This is a genomic window from Roseibium sp. 10G30-5 (genome assembly GCF_055809635.1).
The window spans coordinates 1,437,454-1,459,356 of the sequence record NZ_CM147918.1 but is presented as its reverse complement, the minus strand read 5'-3'; the positions used below and the strand labels follow the sequence as shown (position 1 = coordinate 1,459,356).

18 protein-coding genes and 5 pseudogenes are annotated in these 21,903 nt (G+C 55.8%); 9 read left to right on the top strand and 14 right to left on the bottom strand.

Going from position 1 to position 21,903, the window contains the following annotated elements; translation table 11 throughout:
* Positions 1-36 precede the first annotated feature (36 nt).
* Positions 37-1,633, bottom strand: a pseudogene (locus AC0L7U_RS07445) (ABC transporter substrate-binding protein).
* A gap of 294 nt (positions 1,634-1,927) precedes the next feature.
* On the opposite strand from AC0L7U_RS07445, the gene AC0L7U_RS07440 reads away from it, so the two are divergent.
* On the top strand, positions 1,928-2,659 hold the full coding sequence (locus AC0L7U_RS07440; protein WP_473695006.1) for a helix-turn-helix domain-containing protein: 732 nt from the start codon (positions 1,928-1,930) through the stop codon (positions 2,657-2,659).
* On the opposite strand, the gene AC0L7U_RS07435 is transcribed toward AC0L7U_RS07440, so the two are convergent.
* The 8 genes and pseudogenes from AC0L7U_RS07435 to AC0L7U_RS07400 form a co-directional block, all read right to left on the bottom strand.
* Positions 2,568-3,188 (bottom strand): hypothetical protein, encoded by a 621-nt coding sequence (locus AC0L7U_RS07435; protein WP_473695004.1) that lies wholly within the window; start codon positions 3,186-3,188, stop codon positions 2,568-2,570. The genes AC0L7U_RS07440 and AC0L7U_RS07435 overlap by 92 nt on opposite strands.
* Entirely contained in the window at positions 3,151-4,431 is a 1,281-nt protein-coding gene (locus AC0L7U_RS07430) for a TIM-barrel domain-containing protein (protein ID WP_473695002.1), read from the bottom strand. Before AC0L7U_RS07430 ends, AC0L7U_RS07435 begins: the two co-directional genes overlap by 38 nt.
* Entirely contained in the window at positions 4,410-4,802 is a 393-nt protein-coding gene (locus AC0L7U_RS07425) for a hypothetical protein (protein WP_473695000.1), read from the bottom strand. Before AC0L7U_RS07425 ends, AC0L7U_RS07430 begins: the two co-directional genes overlap by 22 nt.
* A complete protein-coding gene (locus AC0L7U_RS07420) occupies positions 4,789-4,935 on the bottom strand; it encodes a hypothetical protein (RefSeq protein ID WP_473694999.1) in 147 nt (48 codons plus the stop codon). The genes AC0L7U_RS07425 and AC0L7U_RS07420 overlap by 14 nt, the downstream gene beginning before the upstream one ends.
* A complete protein-coding gene (locus AC0L7U_RS07415; RefSeq protein WP_473694997.1) occupies positions 4,932-5,147 on the bottom strand; it encodes a hypothetical protein in 216 nt (71 codons plus the stop codon). The genes AC0L7U_RS07420 and AC0L7U_RS07415 overlap by 4 nt, the downstream gene beginning before the upstream one ends.
* A pseudogene (locus AC0L7U_RS07410) lies at positions 5,144-6,069 on the bottom strand (TRAP transporter large permease). Before AC0L7U_RS07410 ends, AC0L7U_RS07415 begins: the two are co-directional and overlap by 4 nt.
* Complete coding sequence (locus tag AC0L7U_RS07405) at positions 6,069-6,443, bottom strand: TRAP transporter large permease subunit (protein ID WP_473694995.1); 375 nt, start codon at positions 6,441-6,443, stop codon at positions 6,069-6,071. The pseudogene AC0L7U_RS07410 and the gene AC0L7U_RS07405 overlap by 1 nt, the downstream one beginning before the upstream one ends.
* Positions 6,444-6,475: 32 nt before the next feature.
* A complete protein-coding gene (locus AC0L7U_RS07400) occupies positions 6,476-6,862 on the bottom strand; it encodes a TRAP transporter small permease (RefSeq protein WP_473694993.1) in 387 nt (128 codons plus the stop codon).
* 379 nt (positions 6,863-7,241) lie between these two features.
* Here AC0L7U_RS07400 and AC0L7U_RS07395 point away from each other — a divergent pair.
* The 6 genes and pseudogenes from AC0L7U_RS07395 (at position 7,242) to AC0L7U_RS07370 (ending at position 13,837) form a co-directional block, all read left to right on the top strand.
* Positions 7,242-8,225 (top strand): annotated as a pseudogene (locus tag AC0L7U_RS07395) (TRAP transporter substrate-binding protein).
* 26 nt (positions 8,226-8,251) lie between these two features.
* Positions 8,252-9,664, top strand: a complete 1,413-nt coding sequence (locus tag AC0L7U_RS07390; RefSeq protein WP_473694991.1) for a glycoside hydrolase family 2 protein — start codon at positions 8,252-8,254, stop codon at positions 9,662-9,664.
* Positions 9,612-10,052, top strand: coding sequence for a glycoside hydrolase family 2 TIM barrel-domain containing protein (locus AC0L7U_RS07385; protein ID WP_473694990.1), 441 nt, complete (start codon positions 9,612-9,614; stop codon positions 10,050-10,052). The genes AC0L7U_RS07390 and AC0L7U_RS07385 overlap by 53 nt, the downstream gene beginning before the upstream one ends.
* Positions 10,049-10,780 (top strand): FCD domain-containing protein, encoded by a 732-nt coding sequence (locus AC0L7U_RS07380; RefSeq protein ID WP_473694988.1) that lies wholly within the window; start codon positions 10,049-10,051, stop codon positions 10,778-10,780. Before AC0L7U_RS07385 ends, AC0L7U_RS07380 begins: the two co-directional genes overlap by 4 nt.
* 29 nt (positions 10,781-10,809) lie before the next feature.
* A complete protein-coding gene (uxuA, locus tag AC0L7U_RS07375; RefSeq protein ID WP_473694986.1) occupies positions 10,810-11,964 on the top strand; it encodes a mannonate dehydratase in 1,155 nt (384 codons plus the stop codon).
* Between the two features lie 298 nt (positions 11,965-12,262).
* Positions 12,263-13,837 (top strand): methyl-accepting chemotaxis protein, encoded by a 1,575-nt coding sequence (locus AC0L7U_RS07370; RefSeq protein WP_473694984.1) that lies wholly within the window; start codon positions 12,263-12,265, stop codon positions 13,835-13,837.
* A gap of 221 nt (positions 13,838-14,058) precedes the next feature.
* On the opposite strand, the gene AC0L7U_RS07365 is transcribed toward AC0L7U_RS07370, so the two are convergent.
* From AC0L7U_RS07365 to AC0L7U_RS07345, 5 genes and pseudogenes are all read right to left on the bottom strand, one after another.
* Positions 14,059-15,117 carry a TRAP transporter substrate-binding protein gene (locus AC0L7U_RS07365; RefSeq protein WP_473694982.1) on the bottom strand — a complete coding sequence of 353 codons (1,059 nt, stop codon included), beginning with the start codon at positions 15,115-15,117 and terminating at the stop codon, positions 14,059-14,061.
* 21 nt (positions 15,118-15,138) lie between these two features.
* Entirely contained in the window at positions 15,139-16,428 is a 1,290-nt protein-coding gene (locus AC0L7U_RS07360; protein WP_473694980.1) for a TRAP transporter large permease, read from the bottom strand.
* Between the two features lie 6 nt (positions 16,429-16,434).
* A pseudogene (locus AC0L7U_RS07355) lies at positions 16,435-16,851 on the bottom strand (TRAP transporter small permease subunit); the annotation flags it as partial.
* 15 nt (positions 16,852-16,866) lie between these two features.
* Positions 16,867-17,025: a hypothetical protein gene (locus tag AC0L7U_RS07350; protein WP_473694978.1), complete on the bottom strand. Its 159-nt coding sequence runs from the start codon at positions 17,023-17,025 to the stop codon at positions 16,867-16,869.
* Between the two features lie 134 nt (positions 17,026-17,159).
* Positions 17,160-18,074, bottom strand: a complete 915-nt coding sequence (locus AC0L7U_RS07345; protein WP_473694976.1) for a LysR family transcriptional regulator — start codon at positions 18,072-18,074, stop codon at positions 17,160-17,162.
* A 229-nt stretch (positions 18,075-18,303) separates the two neighbouring features.
* Between AC0L7U_RS07345 and AC0L7U_RS07340 the strand changes: the two are divergent.
* A pseudogene (locus AC0L7U_RS07340) lies at positions 18,304-20,173 on the top strand (ABC transporter ATP-binding protein).
* A gap of 63 nt (positions 20,174-20,236) precedes the next feature.
* Positions 20,237-21,799, top strand: coding sequence for an ABC transporter substrate-binding protein (locus AC0L7U_RS07335; RefSeq protein WP_473694974.1), 1,563 nt, complete (start codon positions 20,237-20,239; stop codon positions 21,797-21,799).
* Positions 21,800-21,903: the final 104 nt, after the last annotated feature.

Genomic DNA, 21,903 nt, shown 5'->3' with positions numbered 1-21,903 from the left:
GCCGTGGAGCCTCGCGATCTGTCCTGTCCTTCTTGATCAGCTTGCGAGCCAGCAGCGGCTGGCGATCTTACCATTCGAGAGGTCGTTTCCAACATCGTCGATCCAGCCCTGAAGTTTCTTCGAGCGGGCGTTCAGGTAGTCGTTGAACACTGGCAGGATGAGACCGGAGTTGTCACGCACTGTCACAGCCATGTCGTGGTAGAGCTTGCGGCGCTTGTCCTGGTTGGTCTCGGCCCGCGCTTTCAGAAGCATCTTGTCGAAGTCCGGATCGTTGAAATGGGTGTCATTCCAAGTCGAGGTTGACAACTGCGTCGTGGTGTAGCGGATGTCCTGTGTGGCGCGGCCACCCCAGTAAGAAGCGCAGAATGCCTTCTTGTTCCATACGTTTGACCAGTAGCCGTCGGCCGGTTCACGCTTCACCTGAATGTCGATTCCGGCCTTCTTGGCGCTTGCCTGGAAGAGCACGGAAGAATCGACCGCGCCCGGGAAAGCTGCGTCAGAAGTGCGAAGGACGATTGGCCCGGTATGGCCAGCCTTCTTGATGAGATGTGCAGCCTTGTCGGGATCATATTCGCGCTGGGGAATGCCTGTCGGGGCAAGTGCATATGCGTCGTTGACCGGGTAATCATTGCCGAGGGAGCCATAGCCGCCGAGGATGCGATCCAGCATGCCCTGACGGTCGATGGCGTATTTCAGAGCCGTCCGTACGTCGTTGCTGGTGAAGGGATCCATGTCGGACATCATCAGGAAGGAATAGAAGCCCTTGCCCTTGGTCGAGATGGTTTCCACAGTTGGAGCACGGCCAAGCAGCTTCATCGTCTTGGGATCGAGCGAGTTGATGAAATGCACACGCCCGGACGACAGGGCGGCGATACGGGCCGTATTGTCGTTCATAACGATGATCTCGACACTGTCGACAAAGCCGCGCGCGTCGTTCCAGTCGTCCTTGTTTTTGGTGAAGGTGATGCGAACGCCGGCCTCGAAATGCTCCAGCTTGTAAGGGCCGGTGCCTATGGCGCTGTTCGGATTGTCCATGCCGCCGTTCTTCTGGACCTGCAAATGGTAGTCCGTCAGCAGCAACGGCATGTCGGCGTTACCGTTCTTCAGGGTCAGGACAAGATCGCCGTTTTTGTCTTCAATCTTCTCTATGTCCTTGAGCAAGCCGAGTGCTGCCGACTTGGACGCTTTGTCCGAGTGGCGCTTCAGGGTTTGTACAGCGTCCTTGACGGAGAAAGCGGAGCCGTCGTGGAACTTGACATCCTTGCGCATCTTGAAGGTCCAGACCTTGGCGTCGTCGCTGGAGGTCCAGGGACGTTGCAAGGTTGGGGAGCGGATCGCCGGACTTGGGGTCTGAGGCAACAATGGTATCGCCCCACGTGTAACCCACAGCAAACATGGCGCTACCAGCATAGGTGCCCGGATCGAGAACGTCGGTCGACTGACCACCGTCGAGACCCAGCTTCAAATGTCCACCGTGTTTCGGCTCGTCAGCCGCAAAAGCACTTGACGGAACAAGCAGTCCAGAAGCAGTAAGCGCCATGCCGGCTGCGGCTGTGGTGGCAAGGAAGGAGCGTCGGTTGAGGCCTTCGCCCGTCATGCCTCCGGTTGGACGCTTGGACTTGGATGTTGTCATTCCGGTTCCCTTTCTGGTTTTGGAAGATTGGCACCGTTGATCGGTGCGCTGTCCTCTTGCTGCCTTAGCCACAGATGTCTCGCGCCCACCAAAAGAATGGTGTGCGAGAACGAAGTGGTCGCAGGATGCATATTGAGGGACAGGCTTATAGCCCTCGCAGAAGTGTTACAACTTCACGACTTGACGCTATGTGACGCGACTTGACGTGAATCTATGGGTTCCGCTAAAATCCTGGGCATGGAAAGTCGGTCGTTTGCGATAAATTTGCGCACTGCTTGCGCAACAAAAAAGTCTGTGGCGCAGGTCTGTCGTGACATCGGCATCAACCGTCAGCAATTCAATCGCTATCTGGCTGGAGAGAGTCGGCCCTCGCCCTTCAACACACAACGTATCGCTCGTTATTTTGATGTCCGGGTTGCTGATCTCGGTTTGTCGCCGAAGCGCTTCCGCGAGGTTCTGGTACAGCCACGCCTGGGCACAACCGATCCGGGCTCGTTTGTCAGCGCCTTTGCGGGCAGTGTCGGGCCGTTGCAATGCTACCTTGGCTATTACGAGACTTACCATAAGACACGCTCATGGCCGGGGCAGGTGGTGCGTTCCTGTGTGCGTCTTGAAGCCCACGATGGGGCGGTGACGGTCAAATCCATCGCACGGATATATGATCAGGACGCGGAAATTCGGCAATTTTCAAAGTATGTCGGACAGGCAATGTTCTCGCGCAATCGGATTTTCGTGGTGGAGCGCGCTGTGAGTGAACAGCCTTTTGTCTGTGAGACCGTCTTGTTGCCGTTCACAGAACACCAGAACACGTATCTGAAAGGTGTGACGATCGGGGTGTCCTGGCGCGTTGAAAACTTGCCATATGCGACACGGATGATCTGGCGTTATGTCGGCAGCAATCCGGATAAACGGGCGTTGTTGTCTCGGTGCGAAGTTATTCCGGAGCGCTCGCGCCGCATGACGCCAACGGTTCGCAAATATCTGAACGAAGGCGATGAAACCGGCTCACCAGTGGTGGCTGAATAGGCGGACAAACTAGGAAAAGAAAAAAGCGCCGAAGGGGACCTCCGGCGCTTTTGAGTATTTGGCTTTGGAGCAGGCTTGCTGGTCTGCGCCGTTTTTGTCGTGTTCTCAGACCAAGGCTGACCGGTGTTCCACGCGTGACGTTAACGCCATTGACGGTGATCGGCCGGTTTTCCGCAGCCGGCAACACGATTGTGGCGTCGCTCAGACGCGGAGCCGTCGTGCCGGACTGCGTCGTGCTCACAGCAATGCCGTCCTGATCGGATGTGAGCGCGAAGCGCAGCAGCGAGAAGGTGGTATCGACGCTGACACCATCATCCTCGTAGAGTTCGCCTGCATGCTCCCCTGCGCCTGCCTGTGCGGCGGGCATCGGAAAGACGGCGATCTCGCGGCCTGTCTCTGCTTCCGGTGCAGCGCGGTTGGCTCCGCTGCCCAGCGGAATGACTGCGCCTGCTCGCGCAAACAGTGGCATGGTGCCAAGGCTGACAGCGACTTCAATGTCCTGTCCGCCCTCGTCGCCAGGTGCCGTCAAAGAAGTTCCACCAGCCGCCCTCATGGAGGGGCAGATAGACCTTGCGGGTCGACGCGCCCGGTGCGACGACATTTGCAACCAGTAGATCCGGCCCCAGCAGGAAGTCGTCCGTGTCTTCCCAGCAGCGTGCATCTTCCGGAAAATCCAGGAAAGTCGGGCGGATCATCGGCACATCGTCTTCGACCGAGCGGTACAGCAGGGTGTAAAGATACGGCAGCAGACGATAGCGGAACTTGATGGCGTCACGAATATGGTGCGTGACTTCCGGGAACATCCATGGCTCGTTGACGGTCTTGTCGTCGTTCCAGCTATGAATGGTGAAGCGCGGGTGGAAAATCCCGTTCTGAACCCAGCGGACGAACAGTTCCGGATCCGGGCGCGGGCCGGAGAAGCCGCCAACGTCATGTCCGATGTTGAAGATCCCTGAGAGGCTGAGGCCCAGCCCCATGCGAATGTTCCACTTCATGTTGGCCCAGGATGTGCGGTTGTCGCCCGTCCACGTTTGCGCGTAACGCTGAATACTAGGTGCCCCAGATCGGCTGATCAGATAGGGGCGTTTTCCCGGTGCATGGGCCTTTTGAGCCAGTTCCGACGTGCGTGTCATCAGAATTGGCATCACTGGACGGATCAGGCCAATTGCGATCTCATCGCCAAAGCCGTTGCATACCGCGTGGTGGTCCCAGACTTCATATTCGTTGTTGTCGTTCCAGGTGGAGCCGATGCCCCGCACCAAAAGTTTCTCGGTGACGTTTTCCTGCCACCAGTCGACCGTTGCCGGATTGGTGAAATCCAGATGCGAGCCTTCGTCGTCCCAGTAGCTGGAGCGTTCAGGGGCGCCGGTTTCGCTGTCGCGGATGAACAGGCCCGCCTGCGATGCAGCCGCATAGCGTGGATGGTTCTGCAACAGACAGGGCTTGATGTTGGCAATCAGATGAACTTTGTCAGTGGCAAACTTCGCCGTCATCGCTTCCACGTCCGGCATTTTCTCGGTGTTCCAGTGGAACACATAGCGCTTGTCGTCGATGGAGGAATAGCCGGAAGACATCTGGAAACTGTCGCAGGGAATGTCGTGTTCCGCGATATGCACCAGAAAGCCTTCAAGCTGTTCCTGGGCATTCGGCGCATCCGTATAGGACATGGTCGAGCCGGAATAGCCGAGTGTCCAGCGTGGGAAAAAGGCACTGCCGCCGGTAAGCCACGCCTGCTTGCTGACCAGTTCGCTCAAGTCCGGCGACCAACGCATATAGTAGTCCAGGTCGCCGTCTTCTGTGCGGTAGGCGCGGTAAGGTTGGTGATAGTTGTCCAATTCGTTGCCCAGATCGAACCATAAGCACCTGCGAGATTGTCGTAGAAGATGGACCAGCACCCGGCATCCGGGGTCTTCGTCAGGGTGAAGGGAATGTGCTTGTAGAGCGGGTCGGTGGTCTGGGAATCATAGCCCATTGCATCCAGATTACGCATTTCGTAGCGCTTGCCAGTGCGTTCCAGCAATCCTGTCTTCTCGCCAAGCCCGAACACTTTTTCACGGGGATCACGGCGCAGGAAATGCGCATGCTTGTGATCGCGCACGCCAAGCATGATGGCCCCGGTCGGGCGATCTTCAGCAAAGGTCACCCAGTCGCCAGCCTGTTTGGCTGCCCATGGAAAAATGCAAGGGATCGGAAATGGTCAAGCGCAGCGCGTCTGTTGCCAGAACGAGCGTGCCGCCTGCCTCCAGCGTGAAGTCCGGGCAGGGGAAGCCGGTCAAGGCATCACGTTTGCGCCCCTCAAAGGGGTCATCGCCATCGGGCGCAACAGTCCAGGTGCGATCAAGGCGCTGCAGGCGCCGTCTTTCAGCAGGCTGACACGGAAGAGCGTCGTGTCGAGCACATGGATTTGAAGCAGATGGCGCCCCTCGACAAGCAATTCGATGCCCGTTGAGGTGCGCTTTGTCAGGCTCCAGGATTTAAGTGTCTTCATTTGTAGCCCAGGAGTAGGTGCGGCAGGGTGAGGCTGATTGCGGGAACATAAGTCACCAGCAGCAACAGGGCGAAGAGAACGCCATAGAACGGCAGCAGAGGCTTGATCACCTTGCCGATTGTTGTGTTGCCGACGGAACAGCCAACGAAGAGGGCGGAGCCCACGGGGGAGTGCAAATGCCGATGCACAGGTTGAACGTCATCATGACGCCGAAGTGGACCGGATCCATGCCCAGGCTCTTGACCACCGGCAGGAAGATCGGCGTGAAGATCAGCAGTGCCGGCGTCATGTCCATGAACGTACCAACGATCAGCAGGGCAATGTTGATGGCCAGCAGAATGATGAGCGGGTTGTTGGAGATGCCGAGAAGAGCATCCGACAGGGTCATCGGAATGTCGGCAAACGCCATGGCACGGCTCATGCCGATGCTGGCGCCGATCATCAAGAGCACGATGGAGGTCGTCACCGCTGATTCCAGAACAACCTTAGGCAGATCGCGGATGCGAATTTCGCGGTACCAGATCACGGCCAGGAACAGCGTGTAAACCACGGCAACAGCCGAGGCTTCCGTTGCCGTGAATGCGCCGGAAATGATGCCGCCCATAATGATGACGATCAGGCCAAGGGGAAGGATGGCTTCCTTGAGCGCGGTCAGGATTTCTTTAGCCGATGGCTTGGGAGCCAGCGGATAACCACGCTTCTTGGCAATGATGCCTGCTACGATCATCAGGCCCAGCCCCATCAGGATACCCGGAACATACCCGGCCACGAACAGGGCCGAAATGGAGGTGCCGCCGGTGATGAGCGAATAGACGATGAATGTGGTTGAGGGCGGGATCAGCAAGCCGGTCGGGCTGGAAGCAATATTCACCGCTGCGGAAAAAGCCGGGTCATAGCCTTCCTTTTTCTGCAAGGGGGCCATCACCCCCCAACGGCGGCAGCCGAGGCAACGGCCGAGCCGGAGATCGAGCCGAACATCATGTTGGCAATGACGTTGCAATGGGCCAATGCGCCGGGTAGGCGCCCGCCAAGAACCTTGGCCAGTGCGATCAGGCGAAGCGCGATACCGCCCCGGTTCATAATATTCCCGGCGAGAATAAAGAAGGGGATCGCGAGCAGCGTGAAGCTGTCGAGACCGGACGCCATCTGTTGCGCAACGATCGACATGGACTGGCTGAAGTCCATGAAGAGTAGGAAGGTCGCTGCCGATGCTGCGCCAATGGCGAAAGCAATCGGAACGCCGATCAGCGTCAGAGCGGCAAAAGAGCCGAACAGAACAAAAGCTGCGTAAGCCATGATTTTCTCCTTGAGACCTCAGGTCCGCATCATCAGGAAAGGGGGCCGAGATCTGCGCCGGAAGGGGCCTCAAGGGTGCCCTTACGCAGGTCATAGAGGAAGGTCAGACAGTAGTAGACCATGATGAGGCCAGCGATCGGGATCGCACCGTAGATGTAGCCCATCGGGATCTGCAGGCTTGGTGTCACCTGACCCGACATCAGGGTTCGGGATACAAGCTGCCAGCCACCCCAGACCAGAACGATGGCCGCAAAGGCGCCAATGATCAGGATGACAACCACCTGAGAGATCGCTTTTGCCCGTCCGACCAGCATGGTTTGCAGCAGGTCGATGGACAAGTGCTTGCCTTGGCCAAGTGTATAAGCACCACCGATTAGAGCGAGCCACATGAAGAGGAACCGCGACAGTTCGTCGGTCATTGTGCTCGGAATTCCGATCAGATAGCGGCTTGTCACCTGCCACACGACGCAGCAGACTCAGGATCGTGAAGATAAGTGTCAGAAAGAGGCGGAGGACAAGATCGAAGGCATTACGCATGATCGTTCTCCCGGCGTCCTGAGATGATGTGCAGCACTGTTGCATCCTCCCAAATGCTTGTTTCAAAACCAGGGAATTTGCGTGCAAACTCCCCCAATTCCGGAAATTGGTCAACCAATTTTATCGTTTTGGTTGACAGATATGGCAAATTGGCAAATCTATATGCAGCCCCGGACCGAGGATGTGGGACTGAAAAAGGCGTTTCGCGATCTGTAATCGTCGCCGGGATGGAAATTATCAAGCTGGGAGGAAGCTTCTCATATGAAAAACCTGATGCGTACGTTTGCCCTGACGGCGGCGACTGTTGCAATGACCACAATGGCTGCGCAGGCTGTTACCCTTCGTCTGAACCACAATAACCCGCCGGATCACCCCTTGCACAAGGCCATGGAATTCATGGCAAAGCGCATGAGCGAGCTGACCAACGGCGAGGTCAAGATCCGCGTTTACCCGAACGCCCAGCTTGGCACGCAGCGTGAGTCCATGGAGTTGGTGCAGAGCTGTGCGCTTGACATGGCCAAGTCCAATGCGTCTGAACTGGAAGCGTTTGACCCAGATTTCTCCGCTTTGAACTTGCCGTATCTCTTCAAGTCAGAGGGAGATCTGAAGAAGGTTCTGGCCGGTCCGATCGGACAGGACATTCTGGATCTGTCCGACAAATACGGTTTCCACGGCATTGTTTTCTATACTGAAGGCGCGCGTTCCTTTTACGGCAACAAGCCAATCCTGAAGCCGTCCGATTTGAACGGTATGAAGATCCGCGTTCAGCCAAGCCCGTCCGCCATTCAGATGGTCAAGCTTCTTGGCGGTGATCCGACACCGATTTCCTGAGGTGAGCTTTACAGCGCGCTTCAGCAGGGTGTTGTTGACGGCGCCGAGAATAACCCGACCGCTCTGACCACCGCACGTCATGGCGAAGTGGCCAAGGACTTCTCGCTCGATGAGCACACCATGATTCCATCCGTTGTCGTGATCTCCAACTGCGCCTGGAAGAATCTGACCGACGCGCAGAAAAAAGATCTGCATCAGGCTGCGATGGAATCCATGGATCGCCAGTTCAAGGCTTGGGATGGCATTGCAAAAGATGCAATCAAGGAAGCCAAGGACAAGATGGGCGTCAAGGTCTATGAAGTCGACAAGGCCCCGTTCATCAAGGCTGTTCAGCCGATGTATGATGATGCTGCCAAAAAGTCTCCGCGCGTGGCTGATCTGATCAAGCGCATCCGGGCCGCTGAAGCCAATTGATTCGGGTGTGAGCAGGAGTTTGCCTGATGCTTGAACGATCTGAGCTTGCAGAAAATGCACTGCAGTGTCTGCATGACGAGGACTATGATCGTCCCTACAACACGCAGTCGCTGAATGCGGGCACAATGATCTTCACGAGGGGGCGCCACGGGCGCCCCCTTGATGGGCTCTGGAATTTTTGTGTCGATCTGCTCGATACAGGCTTGCGGCAGAAATGGTTTTCCATGCTGCCGGAACAACCTGAAGAGCGGATCGAGCCTTGGGATTATGATCCCTACATGGGGGAACAGATCACTGTTCCGTCTTGCTGGCAGATGCAGAAGGAAAAGTGGTACTTTTTCGAGGGTTCTGCTTGGTACACCCGCCCTCTCGACCTTGAGAGGGCATCCACAGACGGCAAGCGCCGGTTTCTGCGTGTGGGGGCAGCCCAATATGACTGCAAGGTTTTTCTGAACGGGGTCTTCCTCGGCAATCATTATGGCGGATCGACGCCGTTTTGTGTCGAGTTGACAGACCACCTGCGTAACGGGCGCAACTGGCTGATGCTGTGTGTCAACAACACCCGCACGCTGGACCGTGTGCCCATGCGCAATACAGACTGGTTCAACTACGGCGGTGTTTACCGTGAAGTCTCGCTGTATGAGACCGGCGTGGATGTGGTGCGCGATCTCTTCGTGCGCCTTGACGGCGGACGGATCGTGGTCTCCTGTCGTGTCGATGGCCCGGCGCGCCATGCGCGTTTGCACATGCCTGAGTTGGGTATCGACGAAACGTTGACCCTTGAAGATGGTCGCGCCGAGATTGTTCTGGATGTGCAACCGGATCTCTGGTCGACGGAACGTCCCAAACTCTACGATGTGACGCTTCAGGCAGGTGATGACATAGTTGCTGACAAGGTTGGCTTTCGCACAATCGAGCGTCGTGGCACCGAGATTTATCTGAATGGCGAGCCTTTGTTCTTGCGGGGTATTTCCGTTCACGAGGACGACGAAGCCCGGGGGAAGTGTACCAGTGAGGCGGATATGCGCCGTCGCTTTGCCGATGCGAAGGATCTGGGATGTAATTTCCTGCGGCTGGCGCATTATCCGCACCATGAAAGAGCGGCTGAAATTGCCGATGAACTTGGGTTGTTGCTGTGGGAAGAAATTCCGGTTTACTGGGCTATCGACTTCGCCAACCCAGCAACGCTCAAGGATGCGCGCAATCAGCTTTGTGAATTAATCCGGCGCGACCGTAATCGGGCAAGTGTCATCATTTGGTCGCTTGGGAACGAAAACCCGGACACGGATGCGCGGCTCGACTTTATGACCGACCTGGCCCGCACGGCACGAGCAGAAGATCTCGACCCGTTTGCTGTCAGCGGCCTGTCTGATCAATCATGCGAAATTGAAGATCGAGGACCGGCTTGCCGCGCATATCGACGTGATCGGCATCAATGAATACTACGGGTGGTACGAAGAGAATTTTGATGAATTGATCACGATTGGCCGCAACTCGGCGCCTGATCGGCCGGTGGTTATCTCAGAAACTGGCGCGGATGCGGACAGCACGTCGCACGGACCGAAAAAGGGTCTGTTCAGCGAAGCCTATCAGGAAGATGTCTACCGCCGTCAGATCGCAACCTTACGCCAGCTCGACTATATCAAGGGTATTTCTCCTTGGATTCTTTACGATTTTCGTGTCGAGCGACGGCAGAACATTTTCCAGCGCGGCGTTAATCGCAAAGGTCTGATTGCTGGTGACAAGACCACGCGCAAGCCGGCCTTTGCCGTCCTGCAAGCGTTTTACCAAGACCTGGCGCAGCAGGAGTCAGGAGCGGAATCGTGATTCTGGAACGGCGGTATCAACAAGTTGCGGCCTCGGTCAAGGAGCTGATCCGGACCCATAACGTTCAGATCGGCGACCGGCTGATGACCGAGCGCGGTATTTCCGAAACCCTGCGCGTGTCTCGCTCGCTGGTGCGCGAAGCGTTGATCATGCTGGAAATCGAAGGCGTGGTGGAAGTGCGCAAGGGGTCGGGCGTCTATTTGACCGCATCGCCGGATGTGGCGCAACGCCGTATTGGCGATGACATCGGCCCGTTTGAGCTGTTGCAGGCACGTCAGTTGCTGGAGAGCAATATTGCTGGTTTCGCAGCAGAAATGGTCACCAAGAATGATATCGTGCGTATGCGTGATGCGCTTGAGATGGAGCGGCAGGGAATCGAGAGTGGCGAGGTCGACTATTCCGGCGATCGTCTGTTTCATCGGCTGATTGCCGAGGCAACACAGAATTCGGTTTTGGTCGATATGGTGGAGGAACTCTGGATCAAGCGCGAAGCCAGTCCCATGTGGCAAGGCTTGCATCGGCGGATTTTCAATCGCACTTATCGCGTATCCTGGCTGGATGACCACTCGAAAATCTTGGCCGCATTGCAGAGCAAGAATTCTGCCGCGGCGAAAATGACGATGTGGCAACACCTTGAAAACGTTCGAGAAACCCTGATGGAGCTTTCCGACGTCGAGGACCCCAATTTCGACGGGTATCTGTTTCAGCCGATTTCCCAAAAAGGCTAATTGCCCTTTTCAATTCACTGGAGTTTTTGATGCAAGAAACATGGCGCTGGTTTGGGCCAGATGATGTGGTGTCGCTGGAGGATATTCTTCAAGCGGGAGCGCGTGGTGTTGTCACAGCCTTGCATGATTTGCCGAATGGTGTCGTGTGGCCGCGTGATCGGATTGCTGAGCGCCGCAATCTGCTGCGCGCCAATGGCCTTGATTGGAGTGTCGTGGAGAGCATTCCGATCCATGAGGATGTCAAGACGGGTGCTGCAGGCTGGGAAGCCTATGCCGAAGGCTGGGGTGAGAGCCTTTTGAATTTAGCTGCCGAGGGTGTGCAGACGGTCTGTTACAATTTCATGCCCGTCATTGACTGGACACGTACCGACCTGCATTTCCGCCTGCCGGATGGGTCGACCTGCTTGCGGTTTGATGCGGTCGATATTGCCCTGTTCGATATTCATTTGCTGGAACGGGAAAATGCCGCAAATGAGCACCCTGCGGAAATCGTGACCCAGGCAGCGGAGCGGTTTGTGGGTATTGATCAGGCTGAAATTGACCGGTTGGTTGCAACGATCATTGCCGGGCTGCCGGGCGCGGAAGAAAGTTATACGCTGGAAGCATTCCGCGAACGTCTTGCCGCCTATGCTGACGTTACACCGGATGTCTTGCGGGCCAATCTGAAGGCGTTTCTTGGCGTGGTCATGCCTTATGCCGAGAAGGCCGGGGTCAAGCTGGCTATTCACCCGGACGACCCGCCTCGCTCGCTCTTTGGCCTGCCGCGGGTTGTTTCGACGGCTGAAGACATGCAGATGATTGCAGATATGTATGACAGTCCGCTCAACGGATTTACCATGTGTTCGGGGTCCTACGGCGTTCGGGCTGAAAATGACCTGCCGGCCATGGTGCGCCAGCACGGCGAGCGTATCCATTTCGTACATCTGCGAGCCACCCTGCGCGAGGCTGATGGCCACAGTTTTCATGAGGCGGATCATCTGGAAGGCGATGTTGACATGGTCGCTCTTGCCAAGGCGTTGCTTGAGGTCGAGGCGCAGTACAAGAGCGACTTGCCGTATCGGCCGGACCATGGGCACGCCATGGCCGACGATCAAACGCGAAAAACTGCTCCCGGATATCCATTGATCGGGCGTTTGCGCGGACTTGCCGAAATGCGTGGTGTTTTTAAAGCCTTATCCGCCTAGGCCGGATTGAAGTGGCCTTCACGGTTTCTGGCAAGCGTTAGAATGAACTGTCTAAATTCAGTTGGATTGGCGGTGCATCATTGCACTGTCGGTCTTTTTTGTTTGAAGAAGAAATTGAGTCATCACGAAGTAATGATTAAAATTTACTATGTTAAAAATACTTGTATTTATTTGTATGGATTGAACTGAGGTTCGTATTTTTAATGTTGTCTCGTGATCGTCAATTTTTCTTAATTCTATTAAGCTAATTCTCAGGTAATTATCCATTTTATGCTGTTGATCGGCTGCGGAGACTGAGATGCCTGTTAAAATGCCCCGTACATTTGCCGGGAAGTTGTACCTTCTTGTCGGCTTTTTCAGTATCTGTTTTGCAGCGCTGGTGAGTTACCAGATGTATGCGCTCTATGCGAACCTTTATACATTCAAGAAGAATGAAATTCGCAGTGTTGTCGATGTCGCGCAAAATGTGCTTGGACAATACGAGGCGCGCGTTGCCTCGGGGGAATTGACCCGCGAACAAGCTCAGGCACAGGCGAAGCTTGTGTTGCGCGGCATGAAGTACAACGCCTCGGACTATGTGTTTGTCTATGATCGTGACGGTACTGTGCTTGTTCATCCGGCAAAACCAGCGAATGAGGGGCAAAACAAGATGAATGCGACGGATGGCGCTGGCAAGGAGCACATTCGTGAGATGATCAACACCGCCGTCAACTCCGGTAGTGGTTATGTTGATTATGTTTTCAAAGACGCTGACGGTAAATTCTTTGATAAGATCAGTTATGTCGGCTATTTCCGTCCCTGGGGGTGGATGCTGGGGTCTGGTGTTCTGCTGACCGATCTTCACGAGGCCTTCTGGCAGCAGGCGATTAACAGCACCGTGCTGGCTATGGGCTTTCTGATTGCGGCGATCGCGTTCGGTTTGGCGATTGCTCGGTCTCTCGTGCGGCCTCTACGTGCGCTGAGTGGCCAGATGAATGCCATTTCACAGGAAAATCTCGAGGTTGATATTCTCGGCACGGACCGCAAGGATGAAGTTGGTGAGATGAGCCGTGCAGTGGCTATCTTCCGAGACAATGCCAAAGAACGGATGCGACTGGAGCATGAGGGTGAGGCGGACCAACGGGCGCGTTTGAAGCGCCAGCAGACGGTCGAGAGTCTTATTTCTTCGTTCAAGGTCGAGGTCGAGACGGCTCTTGCGTCCGTGTCGGAAAATTCCGCTCAGATGGATGATGCCGCTCGTTCGCTAAAGGAGATCGCGTCTCATACTGAGAAGAATGCCGGAAGCGCAACCTCGGCTTCCGAACAGTCGACCCGGAATGTTCAGACTGTTGCGTCTGCTGCCGAAGAGCTGGCCGCGTCCATCGGTGAAATCACCCGTCAGGTCAACCAGAGCAGTGAAGTGGTGGCAAAGGCCACGCAGTCTGCTCAGGCCTCCAACACCAAGGTTGCAAGTCTTGACGATGCCGCCCAGAAAATCGGTGAAGTGGTCAGTCTCATTCAGGCAATTGCCGAGCAAACCAACCTGCTTGCTCTGAACGCCACGATTGAGGCGGCACGCGCCGGCGATGCGGGCAAGGGTTTTGCCGTTGTGGCGGCAGAAGTGAAGGAGCTTGCGACGCAGACCTCCAAGGCAACCGAGGAAATTTCAGCGCATATTGGCGCGATCCAGGGTTCGACCAGGGAAACGGTCGAGGTGATCGAAGAGATCACAGCTATCATGGAAGAGGTGAGTGGCTACACCACCGCGATTGCTGACGCTGTTGAGCAGCAGGGCCTTGCAACGACCGAGATTTCCACCAACGTGCAGGAAGCTGCGCAGGGAACACGGCGGGCGACAGATGATATGAGCCAAGGTGACCACGACGGCGACTGATACATCGCGGACCGCGGAAACTGTGATGGATGCGTCGGGCAACGTTGCCCGCAGCACTCAAAACCTGAGTGAACAGATTAGCCGCTTCCTGAGCAGCGTTGCGGCGGCGTAAGGCCAACGGAGCCGTCCTCTCGTTATGACTGCGAAAAGGCCGGGAGGTTTACACCTCCCGGCCTTCTTCATGCACGGATCTTTAAGTCCAGGAAGCAGAGGCGAGGCGTCTACTGCAATTCCGCCTTGTGCTCTTCGTCAATTTCTTGCTGAGCTGTCTTCACGCCCTTTTCAAAGGTGTCGAAGATTTCCGGGCCGTCTTTCACATTGTCCTTGAACCAGGCGTAGACTGGCTTGGCGGCAGCCTTGAACTTGGCTTTTTCGGCGTCCGTCGGCACATAAACATCACCGCCAGCAGCTTTGAATTCTTTATAGGCTGCGATGGATTTGCGTTTCGGCGACGCGAATGTTGCCTGTTGCAGGGCATAGAAACCATCGACAACAACCGTTTTCAGGTTGTCTGGCAGGCTTTCGAATTTCTGATTGTTCATCCACCACAGCGCAGCCATATAGGCATGGCGATCAAGCGTCAGGTACTTCAGCCCAGCGTCGGGGAACTTCATTGCCATGATGTCGGTGATGCCGTTCTTGGTGCCTTCGACCACTCCGGTTTGTAGCGAGGTGTAAAGCTCCGACCACGGGATCGGCGTGGGTGAGGCACCCATTGCCTTGATGAGCTGTTGCGGCAGATCGGCAACGATGGAGCGAATCTTCATGCCCTTCAGGTCGGCAGGCGTTTTGACCTGTTTCTCAGTATTGGCAAAATTGCGCCAGCCGCCGGTGTTACCGATGGTCATCAGGCGGATCGAATTGTCGGAATCGCGCAGGGCCATCTCGCGCAGCTTGCGCGGAAAAGCTTCAGATAGGACGCGCTCGGCCACCCGGTCGCTGTTCATCAGATAAGGCAGATCCAGAACCTGAACATAAGGGAAGATGCCCGCTGCTCCGCCCGAGGTGGACATGTAGATGTCGATCTGGCCGCCAGCGATGCCTTGCAGGCACTCCGCTCCGTTGGAGCACAATTGCGTGCCCATGTAGATCTCGACCTTGATCTGGCCGTTTGAGGCATTTTCAACATAATTCTTGAACACAACGAGACCGTCATAGTCTTCGTCGTTCTCGTTGGAATTGGCTGTCGCCCGCAGCGTGATCGCGGCGGCATAGCTGGTGGCTGGAATGATCAGCAGCAGAGCAAGGCAGGTCAACAGTCTTGCAAATATACGCAACATCGGTGGTCTCCTCCTTCAACGTCAGTTGGCAAACCCCGTAAGACGGGGGATCGTCATAGACAAAGCAGGGAAATATGTAATCAGGAATACAACCACGATTTCCACTGCCAGAAACGGCAAGATTGTACGGGAAATGGCCTCTACCTTCTCTCCAGAAACGGAAGAGGCAACGAAAAGCACCAGTCCCATCGGTGGTGTTGCCAGCCCGATGGTCAGGTTCACGCTCATGATAATGGCGAAATGAACCGGGTCCACCCCCATGGAGGTGAAGATTGGTGCCAGGATCGGTCCCAGGATGATGATTGCGGGTCCTGCATCCAGGAACATGCCGACGATAAACAGCAGCACATTGATCAAGAACAGCAGAACGAGCGGGTTTTCTGACAGGCTCAGAATGAATTGGGCCAATTGCTCGGGCACATGCGAGAGTGACACCACCGTCTTGAAGGCCATGGCGGCGCCGACGAGTAGCAGCACCACTGACGAGGTGATCCCCGCCTTGGTAAACACGTCCGGCAGATCGCGCAGGCGCAACGTTTTGAGAACGAAAAGGCCGATGACCAAGGCATAGGCAACAGCAATGGCTGCGGATTCTGTCGGGGTAAAGACGCCCCCAAGAATGCCGCCCAGAATAATCACCGGGGTTAGCAGCGGGAAAAAGGCCTTGAGGCTGGCCTGACCGCGCTCTGGCCATGTGTGCTTGCGGCTGGCGACGGGATAACCGTGTTTGTCAGCCTGTAGCCGGATCACCAGCATCAGGCCCAGTCCAACAAGAATGCCGGGCACGATGCCTGCCAGAAACAATGCCGCAACGCTTTGCTGCATCACATAGGCATAGATGATCATAATGCCCGATGGCGGGATGATTGGCCCGATAACGGAGCTTGCGGCGGTGATCGCTGCTGCCAGACGACGGCTATAGCCTTGGCGCTCCATTGCCGGAATGAGCATAGACCCGAGCGCCGACGTATCTGCAACGGCCGAGCCGGACAGGCCCGCAAACAGCATCGAGGAGAGAATGTTGACATAGGCCAGCCCGCCGCGCAGATGCCCCATGAAGGCTTGTGAGAATTCGACCAGCCGCTCGGTGATGCCGCCGCGGTTCATCAGTTCGCCCGCCAGCATGAAGAACGGGATGGCAAGCAGCGGAAAACTGTCCATGCCATTGTAAAGATTGCGATAGAGGAGCGTCAGGTCGCGTTCTTGGCCATTGAGAAGCAACAAGGCTCCCGGTGCCGCCAGCAGCGCAAAAAACACCGGCAGGCCAATCAGCAGAAGAATGAGAAAAAGCGGCAGGAAAAGGCTGATCATCTGGCTTTACTCCATCCCGTATCGCTCAGATGAGATCACATCGGGAAGACGCTCTGACGCGCCACCGAGACTGAAAAAAGCCCGTAGGATCAATTCGATGTTCACCAGAACCAGCAGCGCGATGCCGACCAGCAGCGATAACATCATCCAACTCCGTGGCACCTGATACCAACTGGAGAAAACCACATTGGTTGGCACATAGAGACTGGCGGTGGCAAAGCGACCGCCAAATCCGGTTACCTCGGACCACCCGATGCGCAATGCCAGCAGGAGAACGCAAAGGCTGGCGATCAAAAGGATGAGCTCCAACAGGCTTGCAAGCAACCGCGGCAGCAGTCCGGGCAATGTGTCGATAGCGACGAAACCGCCGTGTCTGAAGGCAATCGGTGCCATGAGACCAGCCATCCACAACATGCAGAAGCGGGCAAACTCGTCAGGCTAGGGCAGAGCGTTGGACAGAATATAGCGGCAGATGATCTGGAGCAGAATGGCGCCAACCATCAGGATCATGGCTATAAAGCCGAGGCCACGGCAAAATCGCAAAAGGTGCTCGTTCATGAACGACAGGGGCCGAATGACGGCGAGCACAGCACCCATGCAGTTTCTCCATCATCGTTTCACCAGAGGCACTCGGGATTGAGACATTGCATTTTGCTGAATATGAAGGTGATTTCCAACTCTAATTCCAATGCTCCCGGGTTTTTCAGCAATATTGACAGGATTGGAACGGTTCAGTCGAGATCTGTGGGATGTTGAAATTCCGAGAAAGTTGCAGCCTCCTTGAGCACGCAATCGCGGAACCAGTCCACATCGGCATTGGCTCCTGTCTTGGACAGGGTGCCGCAAAAGAACGTCGTTTCAATCGCCGGGTGGAATGGCCGCAATGCAACGCCGTGGCGTTCCCATATGCGTCCGCCGAATGGCTCGATGATGCCGATGGCCAGACCCGCAGCGACCATTGCGTAACCGGATTGCGAGGTGTCGATTTCGATCAGACGACTGACATTGATGCGTTCGTTTCTGATGAGGTCCAACGGCGTGTTCCAATAGGCTGGACCGTCCTGGGCAATCCCCAGAAGGACTTCGCCTTCGAGATCGGCTGCGGTGATTACGGTTTTCTCGGTCAATCTGTGACCCATCGGCAAAGCGCAAAGTTGCGCAGCGGTGCCAATGGGCTGCGTGTGCAGGTTGGGCATGTCGGGGAGTTGCGAGGCGATGGCAATATCGACGGCCATGTTCTGAATACGCGAGATGACCTGATCAAGCTGGTGGGAATGCAGCATGATTGTGTGATCGGGAAACTTGGTCTTGAAGCGTCGGATGGCACCGGGAATTAGAGTAGCGCCAAGCGAATGCGTCACCGCGATGCGCAGGCTGTGGCCTTCGCTGCGGATCTGTTCGGCGGCATTCTCAAGCCGTTTCAGGCCGAGAAAGTTTTCCTGCACACTGGCGTAAAATGCCAGTCCCTCCTTGGTGACAGACAAGGTGCCTTGCCGTCGATTGAAGAGCCGGAATTGCAGGCTATGCTCCAGATCGGTGATCAAACGGCTGATCGCTGGCTGTGTGACTTTGAGGGCTTGAGCAGCTGCCTTCATTGACCCCGTCGAGATGACTGCCTGAAAGGCTTCAAGTTGTCTGAACCGCATGAAACACTTCGCTTTTCACGTTTGGACCACTCCATAGACACTCCGTCCGCCATCTTGGATGAACCAGCCAAAATGATCCGTTTACAGAAGGATCAATATAACATTTTCGCATATTTTATAGAAAAAAAGAATTTGAAATTATATCAAGGACTCGTCAGGGTTATAGAAATTGGGCATGCTTATCTTTATGCCAACACCTGAAACATCTTCAAACCGTTTCGAGCTTTCCATGACCTCTGTGACCAACTCATCCGTGCTTGATCCACAAACTCTCCTGAGCGTCAGGGGTTTGAGTGTTGATTTCGGTGAAGGATCTGATGTTGTCCATGCGGTTCAGGACCTGACGTTTGATCTGCAGGCCAATAAAACTCTGGCAATTGTTGGTGAATCCGGTTCGGGAAAGTCGGTCTCTTCGCTGGCTATGCTGGGACTTGCCAAGCACATTGGTGCGCGGGCCAGTCATGGCGAGATTTTGTTTCGCAGCGAATTGCTGGGGCGCACGGTCGATTTGCTCAAGCTGGAAGAAAATCAGATGAGGCTTATCCGGGGCGGCGAATTGGCAATGATCTTTCAAGAGCCGATGACGTCACTCAACCCGGTGTTCACCATTGGGTCGCAGGTGGCAGAGTGTCTGATGCTGCACAAGCATCTGTCCGCCCAGGCCGCGTGGCGGGAAGCAAAGCAGTTTCTGGATCTTGTCCGTTTGCCCAATGCAGACCGCCTGATGACGAATTATCCGCACCAGTTGTCTGGCGGTATGCGTCAGCGCGTGATGATTGCCATGGCGCTTTCCTGCCGTCCCAAGGTACTGGTGGCCGATGAACCGACAACGGCTCTGGATGTCACGATCCAGGCTGGAAATTCTGCATCTCATTCGTGAACTGCAAGCGGAATTTGAGACATCGGTCATTTTCATCAGTCACGACATGGGTGTCGTGGCCGAGATGGCTGACGACGTTCTGGTGATGCGCAACAGCCTCGAAGTCGAGCAAGGCCCGGCTGAACGTGTCCTCACCACTCCGAGCGCAGATTATACTCGCGCGCTGTTGCAGGCCGTGCCGAAGATTGGCAGCATGACGGGCGAAGTAGCCCCGAAGTATTTTCCGTTGACCGACGATGCGGCAGGAAGTGCAGACGCGCGGCGAAAGAATACCGTCGACCCATCGCATAAAGTCATTGAGGTTCAAGATCTGACAACGCGCTATGACGTGCGCGGCGGACTGTTGAACCGGGTGACCCATCGTGTGCATGCCGCCGAAGGTGTGTCTTTTGAAATTGCCAAGGGCGAGACATTGGCGCTGGTCGGTGAATCTGGCTCTGGCAAATCAACAGTCGGCAAGACGATCCAGCAACTTGTCGCGCCGGTCTCGGGGGCGGTCGTATTTGAAGGACGTGACCTGTTCTCACTGCCCAAAGCGGAGCGCAAAGCCTACTCGCGCGAGATCCAGTATGTCTTTCAGGACCCTTACGGGTCGCTCGATCCGCGCAAACCCATCGGGCAGAGCATCAGCGAGCCTGCAGTCGTGCATGATCTGGTCTCTGGCGACAAGGCGCGCCGCGCACTTGTTGGCGAGCTTTTGGAAAAGGTTGGTCTTCAGGCCGACCATTATGACCGCTATCCGCATCAGTTTTCCGGCGGGCAGCGTCAGCGTATTTGTATTGCGCGGGCGCTTTCGTGCAAGCCGAAGCTGATCATTGCTGATGAGGCCGTGAGTGCGCTGGATGTGTCGGTGCAGGCCCAGGTGCTTAATCTCCTGATGAAGCTGCAGGAAGATGAGGGGCTGTCCTACCTGTTCATTACCCACGACATGGCGGTGGTGGAGCGTGTCAGCCACCGCGTAGCGGTTATGTATCTGGGCCAGATCGTCGAAATGGGCACGCGGCAGCAGGTGCTGGAAAATCCCCAGCATCCTTATACCAAACGCCTGCTGGCTGCTGTGCCGGTGATGGAGCCGGGTCGGCGTCCCGAGCGCGTGGTGCTGGGGCAAGACATCCCCAGTGCGGTGCGCAAGGTGGGAGATGAGCCGATCCTGCACGATCTTTATGAAGTTGAACCGGGCCATCTTCTGGCGGCAAATGCGACGCAATTTGCAGGCTGAGATCCGAATTCAAGAATTGCCCGGGGCTAAAAACATCCGGGAATAATCAAAAAGGAGCCTTCCATGAATTTGACAGAACCGACGTCCCTGAAAGGGCGCCGTCGCTTCCTTTTCAAGACGGCGCTGGCATGCGCAAGCCTGTTGGCAACACCGTTCTTGATGTCCTCCCCCTCTTTTGCAGCCGACGATTCCATTGTGGTTGCGCAGCGCGTGGATCCACAAAATCTTGACCCGATCGACACCTTCAAGGTGGCGTGGGGCGCGGTTGCCAGCAATATCTTCGAAGGGCTGACCTTTCGGGATGAGAACCTGAAGCTGAAGCCCGGTCTTGCCACAAGCTGGGAATTTCTGGACGACAATTCGCGCGTTCGCTTCCATCTGCGTAAGAACGTCAAGTTCCGGGACGGCGAGCCGTTCAACGCTGAAGCCGTCAAGTTCACCTTCGATCGCATGTTGGATTCCAGTAAGGGGACCAACCCGCAGCGCTCCAACTATGCGTCTATCAAGGAAGTGAAGATCGTTGACGATTATACCGTCGACTTTATCATGTCCAAGCCAGATCCGGTTCTGCTGACGAAGCTTGCCGGCTACGGCGCAATGATCCTGCCGCCGAAATACACCAAAGAGACCAAGCCGGAAGATTTCGACAAGAAGCCTGTTGGTACGGGGCCGTTTGAAGTTGTCAAATATACTCCGGGTGTCAGTCTGAAGCTGAAGCGTTTCGATGGCTATTGGCAGGGACCGGCGAAGCTGAAGAATGTAACCATTCGCTTTATTCCGGAAGACAACACTCGCGTCTCCGAGCTTCTGTCCGGTGGTGTCGATCTCATTTTGGACGTGCCGATTGCGTCTGCTGACACGATCGAGAAGAGTGGCAAGGCCAAGCTGGTGTCTGTTCCTGACCCGCGCGTCGAGTATCTGGGCATGGATGTCACAAAGTCCATCACCAAGGACATTCGCGTGCGCAAAGCCATCAACATGGCCATCGACAAGAAGTCGATCGTCAAGGCGTTGCTCAATGGCCACGGTTCGACAATCGCCAGCCTGCAGTCTGCCATGTCTTTCGGCTATTCGGCAGATCTGAAATCTTGGCCGTACGACCCGGCAAAGGCGAAGAAGCTTCTGGCCGAAGCCGGTGTGAAGCCGGGTACGCAGATCGTCATGGACATCCGCAACGACGACGACACCTTCCGCGAAGTGGCTCAGGCCATCAGCAGCTATCTACAGATGGTCGGCCTCAATGTGAAAATTCGGTCGCATGAAGTGGGTGTTTATTTCTCGGATGTCATTCCGCACGGCCAGACAGGTCAGCTCTTCCAGTTCGGCTGGGGTGGGTGGACCTTTGACTTCGATAACACGGCTTACCTGCTCTACCATTCGGACGAGCGCTGGAATCCGTACATCAAGGACAAGAAGCTGGATGCGATGCTGGAAGAACAGCGCAACACCTATGATCAGGCAAAGCGCGAGAAGATCCTGAAGCAGATCGCACGTTACATCCATGATGAGGCCTACGACATTCCGCTTTACAACAATGCGGCCATGTTCGGTGTCGGCCCGCGCATCAAGGGCTTCATCCCAGCTCCTGACAACCGCATGCGCTACTACACAATGTCCGTGAAGTAAGCTTCGGCTTTGCCTCCCGCGCCTCTGGCGCGGGAGGATTGCCCCGATCCGTTGGGGCCATTCCCTACCGGTCTTTCTTCACACGAAAAAACGCAAGCAGCAGA

Bases quoted from the DNA above. Each gene is read 5' to 3' on its own strand.
- AC0L7U_RS07350 (WP_473694978.1), bottom strand. From the start codon at position 17,025: ATGGGTGCTGTGCTCGCCGTCATTCGGCCCCTGTCGTTCATGAACGAG.
- AC0L7U_RS07365 (WP_473694982.1), bottom strand. From the start codon at position 15,117: ATGTTGCGTATATTTGCAAGACTGTTGACCTGCCTTGCTCTGCTGCTG.
- AC0L7U_RS07335 (WP_473694974.1), top strand. From the start codon at position 20,237: ATGAATTTGACAGAACCGACGTCCCTGAAAGGGCGCCGTCGCTTCCTT.
- AC0L7U_RS07345 (WP_473694976.1), bottom strand. From the start codon at position 18,074: ATGCGGTTCAGACAACTTGAAGCCTTTCAGGCAGTCATCTCGACGGGG.
- AC0L7U_RS07360 (WP_473694980.1), bottom strand. From the start codon at position 16,428: ATGATCAGCCTTTTCCTGCCGCTTTTTCTCATTCTTCTGCTGATTGGC.
- AC0L7U_RS07415 (WP_473694997.1), bottom strand. From the start codon at position 5,147: ATGAAGACACTTAAATCCTGGAGCCTGACAAAGCGCACCTCAACGGGC.
- uxuA (WP_473694986.1), top strand. From the start codon at position 10,810: ATGCAAGAAACATGGCGCTGGTTTGGGCCAGATGATGTGGTGTCGCTG.
- AC0L7U_RS07430 (WP_473695002.1), bottom strand. From the start codon at position 4,431: ATGCGTTGGTCGCCGGACTTGAGCGAACTGGTCAGCAAGCAGGCGTGG.
- AC0L7U_RS07370 (WP_473694984.1), top strand. From the start codon at position 12,263: ATGCCTGTTAAAATGCCCCGTACATTTGCCGGGAAGTTGTACCTTCTT.
- AC0L7U_RS07400 (WP_473694993.1), bottom strand. From the start codon at position 6,862: ATGACCGACGAACTGTCGCGGTTCCTCTTCATGTGGCTCGCTCTAATC.
- AC0L7U_RS07405 (WP_473694995.1), bottom strand. From the start codon at position 6,443: ATGGCTTACGCAGCTTTTGTTCTGTTCGGCTCTTTTGCCGCTCTGACG.
- AC0L7U_RS07390 (WP_473694991.1), top strand. From the start codon at position 8,252: ATGCTTGAACGATCTGAGCTTGCAGAAAATGCACTGCAGTGTCTGCAT.